The following is a 20,123-nucleotide window of genomic DNA, read 5'->3' as shown; positions in this document are numbered from 1 at the left end:
CCAAACTGGGCTACAAGCCGGGCACCGACATCAAGATTCTGAAACAAGGCTTTAACGTCGACCCGCTGTTGCAAAACCAGGCCGCGTGCATCTCGACCATGATTTACAACGAGTACTGGCAGGTGGTCGATGCGGGCGTGAAAGAGGCTGACTTGGTCACCTTCTTCTACGAAAAAGAAGGCGTGGCCTCGCTCGAAGACGGCCTGTATGTGCTGGAAGCCAAGCTCAAAGACCCGGCCTTTGTGGCGCGCATGGGCAAGTTCCTCAAGGCCACGTTCAAGGGCTGGAACGACGCGGTCAAAGACCCCGCGGGTGCGGCCAAGATTGTGGTGGCCGCCGACGCCTCGGGTAGTGCCACCGAAGCGGTGCAAAAACGCCAGATGGAAAACGTGGCCAAGCTCATCACCAACGCCGGCACGGCCAAGATTGGCTACCTAGAGCCTAGCGCCTACGAGCGCACTGTGAAAGTGCTGCTGGCGGCGGGCAGCTCACCGGTGATCAAAAAAGATCCGGGCAAAGCGGCCTATACCCACGCTGTCTGGGAAGCGGCTGCCAAATAGACCGGTGCGTTGGCCAGGCACTTCTGACTTGATCCGGAGTGCCGGTCATCAGCGTCCGGACTGTGGCCAGCATCGCAGGGACGCCGCTGGGACTGCTTCGCCGTTTATCCATGTCAACACCCGACAACGCGACACCGGCGGACGGTGAAGTTGCAACACTGAAGGGTCAGATTCGTCAGGCCAACGAGGCACGCATCCTGGCGGCAGCCGAGCGCATATTTGCCGGTGCCGGTTTTGGTGGTGCCACCATGGCTGCCATTGCCGAAGAAGCCGCATTGCCGAAAGCCAATTTGCACTATTACTTTGGTGCCAAACAGGACTTGTACCGTGCTGTGTTGGCACAGACCCTGCAAGACTGGCTGGCCCCAACCGAAGTCATCACGCCGCAGGCTGATCCCAAAGCGGCGATTGAGGCCTATATCCGCGCCAAGATGACCTTGTCGATTCAGCGCCCCCACGCGTCGCGCGTCTTTGCCAACGAGCTGTTGCACGGGGCGCCAGTGGTCAAAACCCTGCTCGCGACCGACTTGCGCCAACTGGTGTTGTGCAAAGCGGCAGTTTTTTCCCAATGGATCGCCGACGGTCGCATGGCACCGGTCGATCCGGTGCACTTGTTTTTCACCATCTGGGCGGCCACCCAGACCTATGCCGATTTTGAGGTTCAGGTGTGTGCCGTGTTGGGCGCGACCGTCTTGACGCCACCTGACCACCAGCGCGCGACCGAGCATGTGGTCGGCCTGATTCTGCGCGGTTGTGGGCTGGCTTGAAAACTCCCGACAGGTCTCGCCCGGCTACGCCGCCTTGGCCTCAGAATGAAATCGCACGGTGTTGCGTCCTGCGGCTTTGGCTTCATACTTTTCGCCTTTGGTGAGGTGCGAAAGGATGTCGACCTCTTCCCCTGCGAATTCAGGGCCTAACATCCACATTGGTTGGCCGATGGCCTGAGCGGCCGAGTAACCAAAAAGTGTCTCGGCACCGTGGTTCCAGCTCGAAATCGTGCCGTCCAGCGCATTGCCAATAATGGCATCTGCACTGGAGTCTAGGATGGCTTTGTAACGTCGAAGGGCGTCCTATGCGGTCCGAATGTCCTCGCGCATGGCTGAGAAACTACCCACCAGCTGGCCCACCTCATCGCTTCCGCGTTGAGGCAGAACGGTATCAAACCGCTGAATTGCCAGTGACGCAGCGGCTTCGGACAAACGCTTCAAAGGCTGCACAACGGCAATTTCCAGTGTGCCAAGCCAGGTCAGGGCCAGCCAAACAATGGTCACCTCCAGTAACAGCGTGAGTCGGCTCTGTTGCACCTTGATTTCTGTCAGCCGCGTCGCATAGGCCACATGCACCGTCAGCTTGCCTATGACCTTGCCAAAAGCCGCGATGTCTTTCTCCAGCACTTGCACGGAAGGCTTTGTGGACGGTTCAGGTGTCGCGACGCCCAGGCGCCGTGGAAACAGCTGCTTGCCGTCCCGGTTGGTCAGCAGGATGAACTGCCATTGCGGGTTGTTCTGGCGCAGTGCGTCCAGGTTCTCATGGACCAGGTCGAGCTGCTGGGTCAGCATCAAGCGCACCAAGCCTTCGACCACCGTATCCAGGTGCAGATAGGCCAAAGCCATCAGGCTCGCCAAGACCAGCGGGATCAGCAGCTTGAACCGAAGTGACATGGGCAGCCACTTCTTGTCACCCACCCAATAGGACTCCAGCCCCCATTTGCGCATGACCAGATAATCGTCGATGGAGGTGGCGACAGTGTCGGTCATGGGCACATCTTCCAGCCATTTCTTGCCGATGGGCGTGGCCGCCAGATCAAGAAAACTTTGCCTGAATTTTTCGTAAACCTCTTTCTTGACCCGGGGATGTGCCGCAATGGGATGAGAGGGCATATCGCGCGTGGTGTAAACGACCTTCAAAGCGTGTTGAATGGCTTCATCTTGTTCGGCGCGGGTCTTCTCCACACCGCCTGCCGCATCGGTCAAACCATTGAGTACGTTCAGGTAGACTGAACTGTGGGTTTTGACATTGATCATGGTCATCTTGATCTGGTGGACATGTCAAAGTTGGTAGCGACCAGCGCAATATTGTCCGGCCCCAAAGTCCTTCTCGCGACTCTCCGGCGATTCGTATTTCAGCCAATAGGCAGGACCTGTAGGGGCGCGCATTCATTGAATCGTCAACTTGCTCGGTGTGACCCACAGCCGGGCCTACCATGCTGCTGGATCTCCCAATTTACCGGCGTGCCACAACCTCAGGGTTCACCCCTAGTGACGCCCTGGCATATGGCTTGCTAGCATCGACTGGAATATCCTGACCAAATGGTCAATTAATTCACAGGAGTTGTCCTCGTGTCCATTTCCCTTGCGCCCGATATTCGACCTGGCCGGCTTGATGCCGGTGACTATGCCCAACGCTTTGCCGACGCCAGCCCGCGCCTGACGGCGGCCCAGGCGGTTTTGGAGGCCGAGCGCTGCCTCTACTGTTTTGACGCGCCATGTGCGACGGCCTGCCCGACCCACATCGACGTGCCGTCTTTCATTCGCCGCATCGCGGATGGCAACCTGCGCGGTTCGGCCCAGGTAATTCTTGAGGCCAATCCCCTGGGTGGCATGTGTGCCCGGGTTTGCCCGACAGAGAACCTGTGTGAAGCGGTGTGTGTGCGCAACACCCAGGAGGGCAGGCCGGTGGCGATCGGTCGCCTGCAGCGCCATGCGGTGGATGCGCTGATGGAGGGCGCTCAGCCGCAGATCTTTACCCGTGCTGCCGTCTCGGGCAAAAGAGTGGCGGTGGTGGGCGCTGGCCCGGCCGGGTTGTCGTGCGCACACAGTCTGGCACGGTTGGGGCATCAGGTGGTGATCTTCGATGCCAAGCCCAAGGCCGGTGGACTCAATGAATATGGTCTGGCCAGCTACAAAACTCCCAATAATTTTGCACAGGCTGAAGTGCAGTGGTTGTTGGGCATCGGCGGTATCGAGCTGCGGCATAGCTGGCGATTGGAGTCGGTCGCGCAGTTGCACGCACTGCAAAACGACTTTGATGCCCTGTTTCTGGGCATGGGCCTGCCCAATACGCACCAGCTTGGCGTGCTCGGCGAAGCGCTGTACGGCGTGCAGGACGCGGTTGACTTCATCGCCACGCTGCGTCAGTCGGAAGATCTGGCCACCTTGCCGATCGGCCGCCAGGTGGTGGTCATTGGTGGTGGCATGACCGCCGTGGATGCTGCGGTGCAGTCCAAGCTGCTGGGGGCGCAGGACGTACACATGGTGTACCGGCGCGGGCCGCAGGCCATGGGCGCTTCCAAGGCGGAACAGGAATGGGCTCAAACCCACGGGGTCACGATCCATCATTGGCTGGCGCCGGTTGAAGTGTTGCCCAATAGTTTCGACCCCAGATACGCTGGTGGTGTGCGTTTTGCTCGGCAGAAAATGGCGGGTGACAGGCTGGTTGCCACCGGTGAAACCCTGGTGATCGAGGCGGACATGGTGCTCAAGGCCATCGGTCAGACGCTGGGCAACCCGCTGCTGGCGCAAGCTGATTTTGAACTGCAAGGCGGACGGATCGCCACCGACGCCAATGGCCAGACCAGCAAACCTGGCATCTGGGCTGGTGGTGACTGCCGCGCTGGCGGGCTGGACTTGACGGTGGAGGCGGTGCAGCACGGCAAGCTCGCGGCCCATGCCATTCATTCCCAGCTCATGAATCATTGAATCGGAAAGCGCACCATGGCGAACCTGAAAACCAACTTTGTCGGCATTTGCAGCCCCAACCCGTTCTGGCTGGCCTCAGCGCCGCCCACCGACAAGGCTTACAACGTCTATCGTGCGTTTGAAGCCGGCTGGGGTGGTGTGGTCTGGAAGACCCTGGGAGAGGCCGGCCCGCCGGTGGTCAATGTAAACGGCCCCAGGTACGGCGGCCTCCTGACCCCAGACCGGCGGTTGATCGGCTTTAACAACATCGAACTCATCACCGACCGTGATCTGGACTTGAACCTGCGTGAGATCACCGAGGTCAAACGTCACTGGCCCGACCGCGCGGTGGTGGTGTCGCTGATGGTGCCGTGCAATGAAGAAGCCTGGAAGTCCATCCTGCCGCGCGTGCAAGACACCGGCTGCGACGGTATTGAACTCAACTTTGGCTGCCCGCATGGCATGAGTGAACGCGGCATGGGCGCGGCCGTGGGTCAGGTGCCCGAGTACATCCAGATGGTGACCGCCTGGTGCAAGCAGTACAGCAGTCTGCCCGTCATCGTCAAGCTCACCCCCAACATCACCGACATCCGCCTGCCCGCGCGCGCGGCCAAGCATGGCGGCGCAGACGCGGTGTCACTCATCAACACCATCAATTCCATCATGGGTGTAGACCCGTACAGCCTGACCATGACGCCCAGCACCGGTGGCAAAGGCTCGCACGGTGGCTATTGCGGTCCGGCTGTCAAACCCATTGCCCTGAACATGGTGGCTGAAATTGCCCGCGACCCGGCGACCAGAGGCTTGCCGATTTCCGGGATTGGTGGTGTAGGCAACTGGCGTGATGCGTTTGACTTTATCGCCTTGGGCGCTGGCAACGTGCAGGTGTGTACCGCCGCCATGGTGTACGGTTTCAAGATCGTCCAAGAGATGAGCGATGGCTTGTCCAACTACATGGACGAGATGGGCTTTGCCAGCATCGACGATTTCAGGGGTCGCGCTGTGCCGAGCGTCACGGATTGGAAAAACCTTAACCTCAACCACATCAGCAAGGCAGTGATCAACCAGAGTACTTGCATCCAGTGCGGGCGCTGCCACATCGCCTGTGAAGATACCTCGCACCAGGCCATCAGCTTTGAGAAAGACGGCAAACGGCATTTTGAAGTGAACGAGGCGGAATGTGTGGGCTGCAACCTGTGCACCCTGGTGTGCCCGGTGCCCGAGTGCATCACACTGCGCAGCGTGGCACCGGGCGAAGCTGATGCGCGCACAGGCAAGTTGGTGAGCGGTGCCCATGCGGACTGGACGACGCACCCCAATAACCCGGCGTGTCGAGCGACGTAAACTTTACCTGCTGCGGTCATTCCATCAGTGATGTAAATTACCGAAAATCAGGCGATAGCACTGTTGCTTATTGATTTTAATGCTATTACTATAGGAGTAGTTGATGTCTTCCATTCTGATTCGCGGCGGCACCGTCGTCAATGCCGATCACGCCTTCCAAGCTGATGTGCTGACGCAAGACGGCAAAATTGTGGCGGTCAGGCCGGACCTGGAAGCCCCCGCTGGTGCGCAAGTCATCGATGCCGGTGGCCAGTATGTGATGCCCGGCGGCATCGACCCGCACACGCACATGCAGCTGCCGTTCATGGGCACGGTGACGATGGACGACTTCTTTACCGGCACCGCGGCGGGCCTGGCGGGCGGCACCACCAGCATCATCGACTTTGTCATCCCCAACCCGCAGCAGTCGCTGATGGAGGCCTACCACACCTGGCGTGGCTGGGCTGAAAAGTCGGCGGCAGACTACGGCTTTCACGTCGCCGTCACCTGGTGGGACGAGTCCGTCAAACGTGACATGGGTACGCTGGTCAATGAAGAGGGCGTGAACAGCTTCAAGCACTTCATGGCCTACAAAAACGCCATCATGTGTGACGACGAAACGCTGGTCAACAGCTTCAGCCGCGCACTTGAGCTCGGTGCCATGCCCACCGTGCACGCCGAAAACGGCGAACTGGTGTTCTTGTTACAAAAACAGGTGCTTGAGCGCGGCATCACTGGCCCTGAAGGCCACCCGCTGTCACGCCCGCCCGTGGTGGAAGGCGAAGCCGCCAACCGCGCCATCGCCATTGCCGATGTGCTCAATGTGCCGATTTACATCGTGCATGTGAGCTGCATCGAGGCTGCCGACGCGATCGCCCGTGCCCGTGCCCGCGGCCAGCGTGTGTATGGCGAGGTGCTGGCCGGCCACCTGGCGGTGGACGACAGCGTGTACCGCCACCCCGACTTCGCGACGGCCGCCGCGCATGTGATGAGCCCGCCGTTTCGCCCCAAGGCACATCAGGAAGCGCTGTGGCGCGGCCTGCAAAGCGGCAATTTGCACACCACGGCCACGGACCATTGCACCTTCTGCGCATCGCAAAAAGCGGCGGGCGCCGACAACTTTGCCAAGATTCCCAACGGCTGCGGTGGCGTGGAAGAGCGTATGGCGGTGGTGTGGGACGAAGGTGTCAACACCGGTCGCCTCACGCCCAGCGAGTTTGTTGCCGTGACATCGGCCAACACCGCCAAGCTGTTCAACCTCTACCCGCGCAAGGGCTGTGTGGCGGTGGGCGCCGATGCCGACCTGGTGGTGTGGGACCCGTCGGGCACCAAAACGCTCTCTGCCAAAACCCAGTTCAGCAAGGGCGACTACAACGTGTTCGAGGGCCGCACCGTGCGCGGCATCCCTAGCCACACGCTCAGCCAGGGCAAGTTGGTATTTGTGCAGGGCGATTTGCGGGCGGAGGTGGGTGCGGGCCGTTACATCAAGCGACCGGCGTTCAACGCCAATTTCACGGCGAGCAAGCTGCGCGCGGATGTGCTGGCTGCGTCGGCTGTTGTTCGCTGAGCCAGATAGCTGTTGGTCGTGTCGATGAATTCCGGGTGCCAGTTTTCGTTGCGCTCATGTGGTGACTTGGCTGGGAAGGCAATGGCCGGGGGCCTCATACTGGGGTACCAGAAATCGGCCCCCGGCCATTGCCCGCCCAGCCTTGAACCTTGGTTGGTGCGCAAGAAAACAGCCAAATTGCCCATACAGATCCGTCGGAGTTTTCGTTCATTCGCAAAACTCCGTTATCGCTTCTGCCGGGGTGGGGAATGCCGGGGGGCCGATTTCTGGTACCCCAGTATGAGGTCCCCCGGCATTCCCCACCCCGGCTGGTAGCCAGCCCAAAAACACATGACTTCCAGGAGCCCAACATGACGACAACAACAACCACCGACCTCAGCACCCTGCGCATCAACGGCCAGCGCCTGTGGGACAGCCTTATGGAACTCGCCAAAATCGGTGCCACCCCCAAAGGCGGTGTCTGCCGCCTGACGCTGACCGACCTCGACAAACAGGGCCGTGATCTGGTCACAAAGTGGGGCCGCGAAGCCGGTCTGACTGTGACCATTGACAAAATCGGCAACGGCTTCATGCGCCGCGCAGGCAGAAACAACGCGTTACCGCCCATCGTCACCGGCAGCCACGTCGACACCCAACCCACCGGCGGCAAGTTTGACGGCAACTACGGCGTGCTCGCTGGCCTGGAAGTGATGCGCACGCTCAACGACCACGGCATTGAGACCGAAGCCCCGGTTGAGGTCAGCTTCTGGACCAACGAAGAAGGCTCACGCTTTGTGCCGGTGATGATGGGCTCGGGCGTGTTTGCGAAAGCCTTCACCCTGGAGCACGCCTACGCGGCCAAAGACATCGACGGCAAATCGGTGGGTGAAGAACTCAAACGCATCGGCTACGTCGGTTCGGAGGAACCCGGTGACCACCCGATTGGCGCGTTTTTCGAAACCCACATCGAACAAGGCCCGGTGCTTGAAGACAACGACGTGACCATCGGCGTCGTGCAGGGCGTGCTGGGCATCCGCTGGTTTGACTGCACCGTCACCGGCATGGAAGCCCACGCCGGCCCCACGCCCATGGCGCTGCGCAAGGATGCGATGCAAGTCGCCACCCACATCATGCAAGAGGTGGTGACCACCGCGCTGCGTCACGCGCCGCATGGGCGCGGCACGGTCGGCATGGTGCAGGTGTTTCCGAACAGCCGCAACGTGATCCCCGGGCGCGTCAAGTTCAGCATCGACCTGCGCAACGCCACCGACGCGTTGGTGGACCAGATGGCCGACGAGGTCAAGGCATTTGCGGCCAGCCTGAGCACCAAAACGGGTCTGGGCATCCAGATTGACCTGGTCTCCAGCTACCCGGCGCAGGCTTTTCACGACGATTGCAAGGGTGCGGTGGCAAGGGCAGCGCAAAAGTTGGGTTACTCGAACATGCCGGTGGTCAGCGGCGCCGGGCACGACGCGGTGTACATGGCCAAACTCGCCCCCACTGGCATGATCTTTATCCCCTGCCTCAACGGCATCAGCCACAACGAGATCGAATCCGCCACCCCCGAGCACATCACAGCCGGCTGCAACGTGCTGCTGCACGCGATGCTGGAGCGCGCCGGGGTCGTGTAAGGGTGGGCTTCACGTTGGTGCCAGAGTTTGTCACGCGAACTAACCTTTGACAGCACCCATCGTCAGACCCTTGACCACGTATTTCTGGAAAATCATCGTCAGAACGATCGCCGGGGCCATGATGGCTACGGCCGCCGCCATCACACCACCCCAGTCGACCTCGGCATAGGACAGGAAGTTGTAAACGGCAATCGGTAAGGTTTTGGTCCGCTCCATGCTGAGCACTTGCGAGAACATGAAGTTGTTCCACGAAAAGATGAACGACAGCGTGGTGGCTGTGATGATGCCGGGGCCGGAAAGAGGCAGGATGATCTTCAGAAACGCCATCTGTCGGGTGGCACCGTCGACCATGGCAGATTCTTCAAGCTCACGCGGAATGTTGCCGAAATAGGTGGTCATGATCCAGACCACGATCGGCAGTGCAATCAGCATGTGCGAGAGTACCAGTGCGACATAGCTGTCCATCAAGTCTAGGCGCGAGAAAATGATGTACCAGGGCATCAGGAACGAGATACCGGGCATCAGGCGCGCCAGCAGAATAAAAAGGGCCAGCCTCTTCTGCGTGAAGCGCGAAATCGAGTAGGCCGCCGGAAGTCCCAGCAACAGGGACAAGCCAACCGCCATCACGCCGACGATGGTCGAGTTCAGGAAATACTTCAGGAAGTCCTGTTCCTCAAAGACCTTTCGGTAATTTTGCAGCGTCGGCTCGAAAAACAGTTTGGGGGGCCAGGAAATGATGTCCACCTGTGTTTTGAACGATGAAGTCAGCATCCACAGGAACGGAAACAACACAATCAGCGCAATGGTCAGGACCAGCAGGTAGAACAAAACGGTGTTCAGAAGCTTTTTTTTCATGGCCTCTCCTTCAGTTTTCGCTCGATGCGCGCAGCTTCATGATGCCCAGGCTACACAGCAGCACCACCAGGAAAAGCGCCACCAGAATGACCGACGACTGGCCCATGCGGAAGTACTCGAAACTGTACTTGAAGCCCATGATGTTGAGCGTCTCGGACGCATAACCAGGGCCACCACCGGTCATCGCGAAGATGATGTCAAAAGTCTTCAGTGCATCGATCAGACGCAGAATCATCGCTGTCAGAATGACCGGCATGACCATCGGGATGGTGACATAGCGCAGAATCTGCCATTCGCTGGCGCCGTCCACGCGCGCGGCTTCGACCGGCTCTTCCGACAGACCGGCCAGGCCTGCCAGCACAATCAGGGTGATCATGGGTGTCCACTGCCAGACATCGACCAACACGAGCGACGCAATGACGGAGTTTTCGCTCGACACCCAGCGACCCTGCGGTAGACCAAGCGAATTGAGGGCGAAATTGAGCAGGCCGATGGTTGGATCGTAAAAAAGATTGAAGACGATGCCCACCGCGACCGGTGTGGCCACCAGCGGCAGCAACAGCAACAGCTTGGCGATGCCCTTGCCGACAAAAGCCCGGTTGAGAATCAGCGCGATGGCAACGCCCAGCACGACCTCGATCGCCACGGCAAACAGCGTGAACGTGAAGGTTCGACCCAGGGCTTGCAGGAAACGTGGCTCGGAAAAAACGCGCAGATAGCTGTTGAGACCAACAAAAGACGGCTCCATTCCGGAGGTGAGATTCCAGTTGGTAAAGCTCAGGTACAGGGTGTAGAGAATCGGAAACACCATCAGCAACGCGATGAAAACGATGGCCGGAAGCGGAAACAAGATCCGCAGGTTCCGTTCGGTAAAGCTTGACTGAATCATGGCTGACCCTCTACGCGAAATTTCTGTTGAGCGATCTTGACCTGGCACGCGTGCCGTCTACCCAGAGCGACGCGCGTACCAGTCAAGCGGCAAGGGGGCTTATTTGCCGTATTCGCCGCTGTCCTGCAACAGCTCATTGACCCGCTTGACTTTTTCTGCGGCGAGCTGCTCAAGCTTGGCAGAGGTTCCCTTGGTATTGATCGACTCAATGATCACTTCGCCGATCAGGTCACGCGCTTCACCCACCGCGCTCATGTAGGGGCGGTCCACCGGTGTGCCGTTCTTGGCAGCAAAGACGCGCGTCTGGATCAGACCCGGATTCATCTTGCTGCGCACAACCTGGTCATCCCACACCGACGATCGTGCCATGGTGATGTTGTCCATCATGCCTTTGATGGCCATTTCCTTGCTCGACGCCCAGTTCAGGAACTTCATGGCCATGTCTTTTTTCTTCGACTGATTGGCCACCGAGATGCCCCAGGACGAGACGATGAAAGGCGCATTGGTCTTGGGTCCGGCCGGGAAGTTGGCAATATCGAAATTGGCCACCGGGATTTGGGTCTTGGACTGATCAACGATCTGGCCATAGAACACCGAGGCGTCGGTCCACATCGCGACCTTGCCGGCCTGGAACAAGGGCATGATGTTTTCCCAGGACATCGACGTCACGCCTTTGGGGCCGTAGTTGCCAAGCAGTTTGCCGTAAAAACGCGTTGCGTCGATGGCCGGCTTGGAGTTAAAGACCGCTGTGCCTTTGTCGAGGTACTGCCCACCATAGTTGAATACGTAGCTCGAAAGTTGGGTAACTGCGGCGGCACCCTTGCCGCGCGAGGCAAAGCCGGCAACACTCTCGGAATTGAGCTTCTGGGCGGCCGCCTCGAGTTCATCGAAGGTGGTCGGCACTTTCAGCCCTGCCTGTTGCAGCAGGTCCTTACGGTAGTAGAGCACCTGCCATTCGGTGACCAGCGGAACGATGTAGGGCTTGCCGCCAAACGAGGCGGCGTCCATGATGTTTTTCGGATAGTCACCGAAGTCGTAGCTGCTCAGCGGCTCGTACCAGCCGTTTTTCGAGAACATCTTGCCTTCTTGCAGCGGGCGTGTCATGAAGACGTCGACGGTAGAAGACTTGGTGGCGAATTCGGTGGTGAGCTTTTGCGTCAGCTGGCCTTCCTGCAGGCTTTCGACGTTGACCTTGATGCCGGTGCTTTTCTCGAACTGTGGAATTGACTGCTTGAGCAATTCACCATAAGGGTGGTTGGCCACCAGCACGCGGATCTCACCTGATTGCGCCATGGCACCTGCACAGAGGCACAATGAAGACAGTGCGAACCCGATTTTTGACAGTTTGTATTTCATGAGAATCTCCAGGTTAAAAGAATAAAAAACCACCCACCCTAAACGATGGCGTCTGACGTGCTCTTGTCAAACACGTGCGTATTGGCCATCTTGAAATCGATCTGAATCGCGTCGCCGACACCGATCGGCTGTTTCGGCACAGGCATACGAGCCACCAGCGCATGTGCGCCGCAACTCAGGTGCGCAAAGATCTCGGAGCCGAGCAACTCGACCACCTCGGCTCTGGCGCTGACGGTGCTGCTGGCATCGTCACCTGGTTGATGCAGCGCAATGTCCTCCGGGCGAACACCGAAGACCAGCTCTTTGCCCGCATGCGCAACCAGAACGGCACGGAAAGCTTCAGGCACGGCAACACGGAAGCTGCCGCCATCGATGAACAATTGACCGGCCTCATTGACCAGACGGACGTCGAAAAAGTTCATTGCGGGCGAGCCGATGAAGCCGGCAACGAAACGGTTGACCGGCTGGGCATAGACTTCCATTGGCGCGCCGCTTTGCTGCACAACCCCCTGGTTCATGATGAAGATGCGGTCAGCCATGGTCATGGCCTCAACCTGATCATGAGTGACATAAATCATGGTGGCACCCAGGCGGCGATGCAGTTTGCTGATTTCAGCACGCATTGCAACACGCAGCTTGGCGTCCAGATTGGAAAGGGGCTCGTCAAACAGGAACACCTTGGGCTTGCGCACGATAGCGCGGCCTACTGCCACGCGCTGGCGCTGGCCACCGGAGAGTTCTTTGGGCTTGCGATCCAGCAGTTCGCCCAGTCCAAGAATGTCGGCGGCCTCCTGCACCCGGGCGTCGATCTCGGCGTCAGAGAACTGGCGAATCTTCAGACCAAATCCCATGTTTTCGCGCACATTCATGTGCGGGTACAGGGCGTAATTCTGGAACACCATGGCGATGTCGCGATCCTTGGGTGCCAGATCGTTGACCAGCGTGTCACCAATGCAAATTTCACCGGATGTGATGGTTTCCAGTCCAGCGATCATGCGCAAGGCGGTCGACTTGCCACAGCCCGAAGAGCCCACCAACACGGCGAACTCCTTGTCCTGGATCTCGATCGAAAGATCGTTGACGACGGGCACCGATCCGTAGCGTTTGACGACGTTTTTCAAAGTGACTTTGGCCATATGCGATAACTCCTTCTTCAAGTCGCCCCAGGTTTAATGGCTGTTCGGTGTCCACGGGGTGGTTGCTCGCCGGTGCACTGCCAAAGGCACCACGCCATACTCGGCATCTGTCACATTGTCCAAGAGGCTGCAAGCGGCAATTTGACGTTGGCGATGTTCGATGGCGGCACGTCGTTGCGCGACCAGTGCGGAGCGTTCGTCCATTGGCGCACCAGCCATTGGGGTGAGTTCACCGCGCAGAAAGGCGGCGCGATCCAGCAAATCGATGCGCTTGTCGGACAGGCGGACCCAGAGCAGGTCGCCATTGGCCAAGGCGCCGATGCCGCCACCTTCGTAGGCCTCGGGCACCATGTGGCCGACGCAGGCCCCCTTGGTGACACCCGAGTAGCGACCGTCGGTGATCATCATCGAGGTGCGTTCCACCACGCCATGGTGGCGCAGGTATTGGCTCGGTGCAAACAGTTCGGGCATGCCAAAGGCCTTCGGGCCCTGGCCAGCAATCACGAAGGCGAAAGCCAGGTTGCCATTCTTGACCATGGTCAAAACGTCTTCGTCGGGCGGCGCCTCGTGGTTGCGCCGCAAAGCGGCCAACAGTTCCGGTGTCAGCTCCGGCATCTGGCACAGGTTGTCAACCAGATTGCCGGAACTCAGCTCGCGGTTGCACGGCATCTCGTTATCGTAGTAGCGTACCAAGAAAACGCGACCATTGAAACGCTGGTAAGACTCGGTCGACATGCCCGCAACCTTCAGTGTGCAGGACGAGAAAAAATTGCCGCGCATGATGTCGGTGCCCGACAGATCACGCACCGGCCGGATGCGGATGATCGAGCGCTCTTGGGGCAGCGCGGGCGATACCGCTTCGGAAATCTCAGCAACCCGCTGGAGCCAGGTTTTTCCGGTGACGGTGAGTGCATCCCAATTCATCGGGACGTTCAGGTTTTGCAGCACCTTGTACAGGCTGGTCATCCCATGGTGCAGGCCAGCGTGGGCCTGCTGCGCCAGAACAAAGGTGTCGCGGCCTTCGGTCAGGCTGTGGGCAAAGATGTCGGGGACACCAAAGGCATCACGCACACGCTCGTAGTCAAATAGCGAGACGTCAAAACCGGCGTGACGCATGATGCACGGCATGTGCAGCATCAGATTGCTGGAACTGCCGGTGGCATTGTGGATGCGGATGGCGTTGACGTAGTTTTGCGCCAGCAACTCACACACCGAGAACTCGGGCTTGTTGATCAGGCGAAACAGTTGATCAACGTTGCGACTCACCAGCGCCGTCGGTGCTTCATCGACCAGTAATTCGGATTGATCAGGAACCAGACCCAGTGCCGACATCAACGTGCGCGAGGAGTTGCCGGTTCCGTTGAACGCACAGATGCCACCCTTGTCGTCGCAGGTGGCAGCAGCCAGTTCATTGAGGATGACGTTGGCCGCTGGCCGATCGATCAGCCCGCGCTCAACGGCGCGATTGAGCAGCGCCAAGAAAGCCTCGTCGGATGAGCATTGCAGGATGTAGTGGCAGTTTTCTTCGATGTCGTTGGCCAGTTGCGCATCACCCGCGGCATGCGCAGCGTCCTGGATGTCACGCAGTTTCTTGCGCGTGCTCTTGGGAATGCTGCCACCCTTCAAGACATGTGCTGGTACAAACACGGCCCAAACTGGTGCCGTGCCACGCTCGGGTTCGCGCCGGGCCCGGTCAGCCGCCGCCAGCCCCGACAGGATGCCGGCTGGCGACTTGTCACAGCCGGCAATCACATAGGCCGCGTGGTAGCTGTGGCCTTCGAAATTGATGTTCACAGCCATTGCTGTCTGGTTGCGCGAGGCCAGCGAATAACTTTGTCCGATATTGCTTTGCGCTGTGCCGTCACAGATCACCGGCACGCCGAAGGTAAAAGGCACGCCGCCGTTTTGCCAGATGCGCGCTGCCGCGCGCAGGGCGTGTTCATGGTCAAACAGATGCGCCGGATGGTCAGCCGAGCCCTGAATGATGCACACGCGCAGCCGGTTGGTCGCCAAGCGTTCGACGATGGCTGCTTGTGAGCAGTCGCCGAGTCCCTGAAAGTCTGCCTCCTCGCCCAGCAGTTCCTGGGCGCGCCTCAGCAACGCCTGTACCGTGATCGGCTCATTGGCCAGACCCTGGATGCAGGTCCGGTAGGGGTTCGCAGGCTCGATGACGACCAGATCGGCGAACTCCGGATTGCAGACGACTTTGGCAGGTAAGTTCATGACCGTTGCTTTGAATTGCAATAAATTCTATACGTCTATTTATCGTTGTACTACAATTATTTTTGATTGTCTGACAAACTGAACACCCAGAACTTTCAGTCTCGGTCGAGTCCCCTCAAGAATCAATTCAGAGGCATTGCGATGAACAAGACGGAGCGATTGACACAGTTGTTTGGCAAGCGCATCACGCAGGGCCATTTCGCACCGGGCGTGGCGTTGCCGTCAGAAGCGGAGCTGTGCCAGCAATTCGGCGCCTCCAGAAATGTGATTCGCGAAGTCGTCAAGGTGCTGGCGACCAAGCGACTGATCGATGCGCAACGCAATCGGGGCCTGTTTGTGATGCCCGCAGAACGCTGGAATTACCTGGATGCCGACGTGCTGGAATGGACGCTGGAAAACGGCAGTCACCCCACCTTGATCTGTTCGTTGATTGAGGTGCGGGGTCTGATCGAGCCGACCATCTCGCGTTGGGCAGCGGAGCGGGCAACGGCTCTGGACCTGGTCGATATTGAAGCCAGTTTCAACGAGATGACCGCCAACCCAAGGCGCCTCGATCTCTTTCATGAAGCCGACATCCGATTCCACCGGGCGGTTCTTATTGCGTCGCACAATGTGGTCATGCAGCAACTCAGCGACGCCGTCAGCGCACTGCAGCGTGCCATTTTTGATGTGACTTTCGTGCGTGAAGCTGAGCACATGGCCCTGACCATTCAGGAGCACCGCGATTTATTTGAGGCGATCCGTCGTAAGCTTCCTGACACGGCCGAGGCGGCCTCGCGCTGCATGATCGAACGGACCGCGCAGCGCGCCTATTCAGACATGAACAGGAGCGATGGCAGGATCGAAGCGCATGCACCTGAAACGGAGAAGGATTCATGAAAATTACGAAGCTGAGCACTTACCGCCTGGCACCGCGCTGGATGTTCCTGAAGATCGAAACCGACGAGGGCGTGAGCGGTTGGGGCGAGCCGGTTATCGAGGGCCGGGCACGAACGGTACAAGCGGCTGTCGATGAACTCTCGGAGTACGTGGTCGGCCAGGACCCTTCACGTATCAACGACATCTGGCAGACGCTGTACCGCGGCGGCTTCTATCGCGGTGGCCCGATTCTGATGAGCGCCATTGCCGGAATCGACCAGGCCTTATGGGACATCAAGGGTAAAGTGCTCGGTGCGCCGGTCTATGCGCTGCTTGGCGGCCTGGTGCGCGACCGCATGAAGATGTACAGCTGGGTCGGGGGCGACCGGCCGGCCGATGTCATCAGCAACATCCGGAAACTGCAAGCCATCGGTTTCGACACCTTCAAGCTAAACGGATGTGAGGAAATGGGGTTGATCGACAACAGCCGCACCGTCGATGCGGCCGTGGCGGTGGTGTCTGAAATTCGCGCCGAGTTCGGCAACACCATCGAATTCGGGCTCGATTTCCATGGCCGCGTGGCCGCACCGATGGCGCGCGTGCTCATCAAGGAGCTTGAGCCTTACCGGCCGCTTTTCATCGAAGAGCCGGTGCTGGCCGAGCAGGCTGAATACTATCCACGCCTGGCCGAGATGACGCACATTCCGATTGCTGCTGGTGAACGCATGTTTTCGCGCTTCGATTTCAAGCGGGTGCTGGTCAACGGCGGTATCTCGATCGTGCAGCCCGATCTGTCGCACGCCGGTGGCATCACCGAATGCCACAAGATTGCCGCCATGGCCGAAGCCTTTGATGTCGGTTTTGCGCCGCATTGCCCGCTGGGGCCGCTGGCGCTGGCGTCCTGTCTGCATGTGGACTTTGTGGCGCGCAATGCCGTTTTCCAGGAGCAAAGCATGGGCATCCACTACAACCAGGGTGCCGAGTTGCTGGACTACGTGCTCAACAGGGGGGACTTCCAGTTTCACGACGGATACATGCTGCCCCCGACCAAACCCGGGTTGGGGGTGGAGATCAACGAGGCGCTGGTCGAGGAACGTAGCAAAACCGCACCCGACTGGCGCAACCCGGTCTGGCGCCATGCCGATGGTGCGGTGGCCGAATGGTGAGCGACAACTCGACCCACCTGCTGGCCCTCGACTGGGGGACTTCAAGCTTGCGGGCGTTTCTGATGCAGCACGGCCGGATCGTCGACTCGCGCCAATCAGACCACGGCATTCAGCACCTGCCCGAGGCCGGTGTGCCCGGCTTTGAACAGGCACTTAAAGCGATCGCCGGCGACTGGGTACAGCGGTGGCCGACGCTTGCCATGGTGGCCAGTGGCATGGTTGGCAGCGCGCAAGGCTGGCGTGAGGCCCCTTATGTGCGCTGCCCAGCCAACATAGGGCTGCTGGCGCAGCACCCGGTTCGGGTACCCAGTGGACTCGGCCCTGACCTGGCCATTGCCCCCGGCCTGCTGCTGGATGACCACGGGCAGATGCCCGATGTGATGCGGGGCGAAGAGATCCAGATCGCGGGTGCATTGTCTGAGAACCCGTCATGGGCTGCCCGCTGCTGCATGGTGTTGCCGGGCACGCATTCGAAATGGGTGCTTGTGAAAGAGGGCCAACTGGTGCGGTTTTCGACCTACATGACCGGCGAATTGTTCGCCGTGTTGTGCCAGCATTCGATCCTGGGGCGCCTGTTGCCCGAGGACCGGGGCACCAGACGCGCGCTCGACCGCGCGGCCTTTGAACTTGGCCTGACCGAGGCGCGGCGCAGCTGCGCTGGCGATCTGACCCATCAGATGTTTGCCACCCGAACCCTGGGCCTGACCGGACGTTTGCCGCCGGCTGGGCTGGCCGACTATCTGTCGGGCCTGTTGATCGGCAGTGAGCTGGTGTCGGGACTGGCCGGTGCCCACGAGCAAGAGCCAATGCCGCTGATCCTGATTGGTGAGCCGGCGCTCTGCCAACGCTATGCCGATGCACTTTGCTACCTCGGCCAGCCGGTGGCGGCGGTGCTGGGAAACACCGCAAGCTCTGGCTTGTGGAATTTTGCGTTGGCTACGGGTGTGCTGCCGCCACACACGTGACCTATTTTCTGGAGAACACATGCCTCACCACGCCACGATGACAGATCGCTTTGCCGCAGCGCTCGCGGCGATGCCCTTGGTGGCAATCCTGCGCGGTGTCAGGCCGCAGGAGGTGGTTGAGATCGGAGTCAGCCTGGCGAATGCGGGCTTTCGTCTGATTGAAGTGCCGCTCAATTCGCCTGACCCGTTCGCGAGCATTGCCGCACTGCGCCAGGCACTTCCTGCTGAGGTGTTGGTGGGTGCCGGTACGGTGCTTGCGTTCGGTCAGATCAGCCTGCTGTGCGACTGTGGCGCTGAATTGGCGGTCATGCCACATGCAGACGTCAATCTGATTCGGGCCGCCAAGTCCGCCGGGCTTCTCTGTGTGCCTGGCATCGCCACACCGACCGAGGCTTTTGCGGCACTGGCAGCGGGTGCCGACGCACTCAAGATATTTCCGGCGGAGCTGGTGACGCCTGCCGTGCTGAAGGCCATGCGCGCTGTGTTGCCCAAAGGTACTGGCTTGCTGCCGGTCGGTGGCATCCAGCCCGAGTCCATTAAACCTTATGTGGATGCCGGCGCCACTGGTTTTGGTCTCGGTTCGGCGCTTTACAAGCCGGGGATGACGGCACAGCAAACCTCAGCCACAGCGCGTCTGTTTGTCGCCGCGTGGCGTGTTGTGCATCCGGTCTGAGGCGACAGATTTGAAGCGTTTGCGAGCCATTGAAGCAACGGTTCAAACTCACGCCAGGCTGAGTTGGGGTGTCGCGAAAACGGGTTAAAGCGAAAGCGTGCGACGGTGTCAGGCTTAACATTCAGCCTTGTGGACGGCGATGCTTGCGTATGACTGGCATGTAACATGCTTCAAGTTGGCATGAATGAGCAGCCGTCATGCAACGGTCAATGGCCGCAGGCAGCAATCTATTGTGTGTTTTTATTCAACTGGAGAACCTATGACTTTCAATCCGTATAACCGTCGCCAGGCCATTCTTTTGGCCGCTTCGCTGGTCGCCCTGACCCCTGGCCTCACAATGGCCCAGGCCAAACTCAAAGTGGCCGGTATTTACACCGTGCCCTTTGAGCAACAGTGGGCGGGCCGCTTGCACCAGGCGCTAAAAGCGGCCGAGGCGCGTGGCGAGATCGAATACAAGGCGTCAGAAAATGTCAGCAACGCCGACTACGAGCGCGTCATGCGGGAATATGCCACCGGCGGCAGCCAGTTGATCGTCGGTGAAGCCTTTGCGGTGGAAGCGGCTGCGCGCAAGGTGGCCAAAGACTTTCCCAAGGTGTCGTTCCTGATGGGCTCCAGCGGCAAACCTGCCGCGCCCAACTTCAGCGTATTTGACAATTACATTCAGGAACCGGCTTATCTTTCGGGCATGGTGGCGGGCAGCATGACCAAGAGCAACAAGATCGGCATGGTGGGTGGCTTTCCCATTCCTGAGGTCAACCGGCTGATGAACGCTTTCATGGCGGGTGCCAGGGAAACCAACCCCAAGGTGGAGTTCAGCGTGAGCTTTATCAACAGCTGGTTTGATCCGCCCAAGGCCAAGGAGGCCGCTTTTGCCATGATCGACAAGGGTGCCGATGTGATGTACGCCGAGCGTTTTGGCGTGTCGGATGCGGCCAAGGAAAAAGGCACGCTGGCCATCGGCAATGTGATCAACACCCAGGCGCAGTACCCCGATACCGTGGTGGCATCGGCCCTGTGGCATTTTGAGCCCTCTGCCGACCGTGCCATCAAACTCGCCAAAGAAGGCAAGTTCACCGCTGAAGACTACGGTCAATATTCGATGATGAAGCACAAAGGCTCGTCGCTGGCACCTTTGGGCACGTTCGAGAAAAAGGTGCCCACCGACATCGTTGCCAAGGTCAAGGCCAAAGAGGCCGACATCGTGGCCGGCAAGTTTGTGGTCAAGGTCGACGACGGGCAGCCCAAGTCCACGGCCAAGTAAGCAG

At 59.5% G+C, this 20,123-nt stretch carries 17 protein-coding genes and 1 pseudogene; 11 read left to right on the top strand and 7 right to left on the bottom strand.

Annotated features, from left to right (window positions below):
* Both KBF66_RS11590 and KBF66_RS11585 read left to right on the top strand, forming a co-directional pair.
* Window positions 1-560 (top strand): ABC transporter substrate-binding protein (locus tag KBF66_RS11590; RefSeq protein ID WP_296656617.1); only part of this gene is annotated, 560 nt, incomplete at its 5' end.
* Between the two features lie 110 nt (window positions 561-670).
* Window positions 671-1,327: a TetR/AcrR family transcriptional regulator gene (locus KBF66_RS11585; protein ID WP_296656615.1), complete on the top strand. Its 657-nt coding sequence runs from the start codon at window positions 671-673 to the stop codon at window positions 1,325-1,327.
* Window positions 1,328-1,351: 24 nt separating this feature from the next.
* On the opposite strand, the pseudogene KBF66_RS19630 reads toward KBF66_RS11585, so the two are convergent.
* Window positions 1,352-1,612: pseudogene (locus KBF66_RS19630) on the bottom strand (PAS domain S-box protein); the annotation flags it as partial.
* A gap of 18 nt (window positions 1,613-1,630) precedes the next feature.
* Complete coding sequence (locus tag KBF66_RS11580) at window positions 1,631-2,590, bottom strand: PhnD/SsuA/transferrin family substrate-binding protein (RefSeq protein ID WP_296656612.1); 960 nt, start codon at window positions 2,588-2,590, stop codon at window positions 1,631-1,633.
* A gap of 309 nt (window positions 2,591-2,899) precedes the next feature.
* On the opposite strand from KBF66_RS11580, the gene KBF66_RS11575 reads away from it, so the two are divergent.
* The 4 genes from KBF66_RS11575 (at window position 2,900) to KBF66_RS11560 (ending at window position 8,737) form a co-directional block, all read left to right on the top strand.
* On the top strand, window positions 2,900-4,258 hold the full coding sequence (locus tag KBF66_RS11575; RefSeq protein ID WP_296656610.1) for an NAD(P)-dependent oxidoreductase: 1,359 nt from the start codon (window positions 2,900-2,902) through the stop codon (window positions 4,256-4,258).
* 15 nt (window positions 4,259-4,273) lie between these two features.
* Window positions 4,274-5,581 carry an NAD-dependent dihydropyrimidine dehydrogenase subunit PreA gene (preA, locus tag KBF66_RS11570; protein ID WP_296656609.1) on the top strand — a complete coding sequence of 436 codons (1,308 nt, stop codon included), beginning with the start codon at window positions 4,274-4,276 and terminating at the stop codon, window positions 5,579-5,581.
* Between the two features lie 103 nt (window positions 5,582-5,684).
* A complete protein-coding gene (hydA, locus tag KBF66_RS11565) occupies window positions 5,685-7,127 on the top strand; it encodes a dihydropyrimidinase (protein WP_296656607.1) in 1,443 nt (480 codons plus the stop codon).
* Between the two features lie 350 nt (window positions 7,128-7,477).
* Entirely contained in the window at window positions 7,478-8,737 is a 1,260-nt protein-coding gene (locus tag KBF66_RS11560) for a Zn-dependent hydrolase (RefSeq protein ID WP_296656606.1), read from the top strand.
* A gap of 39 nt (window positions 8,738-8,776) precedes the next feature.
* Here the strand turns inward: KBF66_RS11560 and KBF66_RS11555 are convergent, their stop codons facing one another.
* The 5 genes from KBF66_RS11555 to KBF66_RS11535 all read right to left on the bottom strand — a co-directional run bounded on the left by KBF66_RS11555 (window position 8,777) and on the right by KBF66_RS11535 (window position 15,196).
* Window positions 8,777-9,592 carry a carbohydrate ABC transporter permease gene (locus KBF66_RS11555; protein ID WP_296656605.1) on the bottom strand — a complete coding sequence of 272 codons (816 nt, stop codon included), beginning with the start codon at window positions 9,590-9,592 and terminating at the stop codon, window positions 8,777-8,779.
* A 10-nt stretch (window positions 9,593-9,602) separates the two neighbouring features.
* Window positions 9,603-10,481 (bottom strand): sugar ABC transporter permease, encoded by an 879-nt coding sequence (locus KBF66_RS11550; protein WP_296656602.1) that lies wholly within the window; start codon window positions 10,479-10,481, stop codon window positions 9,603-9,605.
* A 99-nt stretch (window positions 10,482-10,580) separates the two neighbouring features.
* Window positions 10,581-11,837 carry a sugar ABC transporter substrate-binding protein gene (locus KBF66_RS11545; protein ID WP_296656600.1) on the bottom strand — a complete coding sequence of 419 codons (1,257 nt, stop codon included), beginning with the start codon at window positions 11,835-11,837 and terminating at the stop codon, window positions 10,581-10,583.
* A 38-nt stretch (window positions 11,838-11,875) separates the two neighbouring features.
* On the bottom strand, window positions 11,876-12,973 hold the full coding sequence (gene ugpC, locus KBF66_RS11540; protein WP_296656597.1) for a sn-glycerol-3-phosphate ABC transporter ATP-binding protein UgpC: 1,098 nt from the start codon (window positions 12,971-12,973) through the stop codon (window positions 11,876-11,878).
* A 33-nt stretch (window positions 12,974-13,006) separates the two neighbouring features.
* The gene (locus KBF66_RS11535; protein WP_296656595.1) at window positions 13,007-15,196 is read right to left on the bottom strand and encodes a dihydroxy-acid dehydratase; all 2,190 of its coding nucleotides are present in this window, start codon (window positions 15,194-15,196) and stop codon (window positions 13,007-13,009) included.
* 168 nt (window positions 15,197-15,364) lie between these two features.
* Between KBF66_RS11535 and KBF66_RS11530 the strand changes: the two genes are divergently transcribed.
* From KBF66_RS11530 to KBF66_RS11510, 5 genes are all read left to right on the top strand, one after another.
* Window positions 15,365-16,075 carry a FadR/GntR family transcriptional regulator gene (locus KBF66_RS11530; RefSeq protein ID WP_296656593.1) on the top strand — a complete coding sequence of 237 codons (711 nt, stop codon included), beginning with the start codon at window positions 15,365-15,367 and terminating at the stop codon, window positions 16,073-16,075.
* Window positions 16,072-17,220, top strand: coding sequence for a galactonate dehydratase (gene dgoD / locus KBF66_RS11525; protein ID WP_296656591.1), 1,149 nt, complete (start codon window positions 16,072-16,074; stop codon window positions 17,218-17,220). The genes KBF66_RS11530 and dgoD overlap by 4 nt, the downstream gene beginning before the upstream one ends.
* Window positions 17,217-18,185, top strand: coding sequence for a 2-dehydro-3-deoxygalactonokinase (locus tag KBF66_RS11520; RefSeq protein ID WP_296656589.1), 969 nt, complete (start codon window positions 17,217-17,219; stop codon window positions 18,183-18,185). Before dgoD ends, KBF66_RS11520 begins: the two co-directional genes overlap by 4 nt.
* Window positions 18,186-18,204: 19 nt before the next feature.
* A complete protein-coding gene (locus KBF66_RS11515; RefSeq protein WP_296656586.1) occupies window positions 18,205-18,858 on the top strand; it encodes a 2-dehydro-3-deoxy-6-phosphogalactonate aldolase in 654 nt (217 codons plus the stop codon).
* Window positions 18,859-19,117: 259 nt separating this feature from the next.
* Window positions 19,118-20,119, top strand: coding sequence for a BMP family protein (locus KBF66_RS11510; RefSeq protein WP_296656584.1), 1,002 nt, complete (start codon window positions 19,118-19,120; stop codon window positions 20,117-20,119).
* The last annotated feature ends 4 nt before the right edge of the window (window positions 20,120-20,123 follow it).

It is taken from the genome of Rhodoferax sp. (assembly GCF_018063565.1).
In the GTDB taxonomy this organism is placed as follows: Bacteria; Pseudomonadota; Gammaproteobacteria; order Burkholderiales; family Burkholderiaceae_C; genus Rhodoferax.
This window is presented reverse-complemented; position numbering and strand designations above follow the sequence as displayed.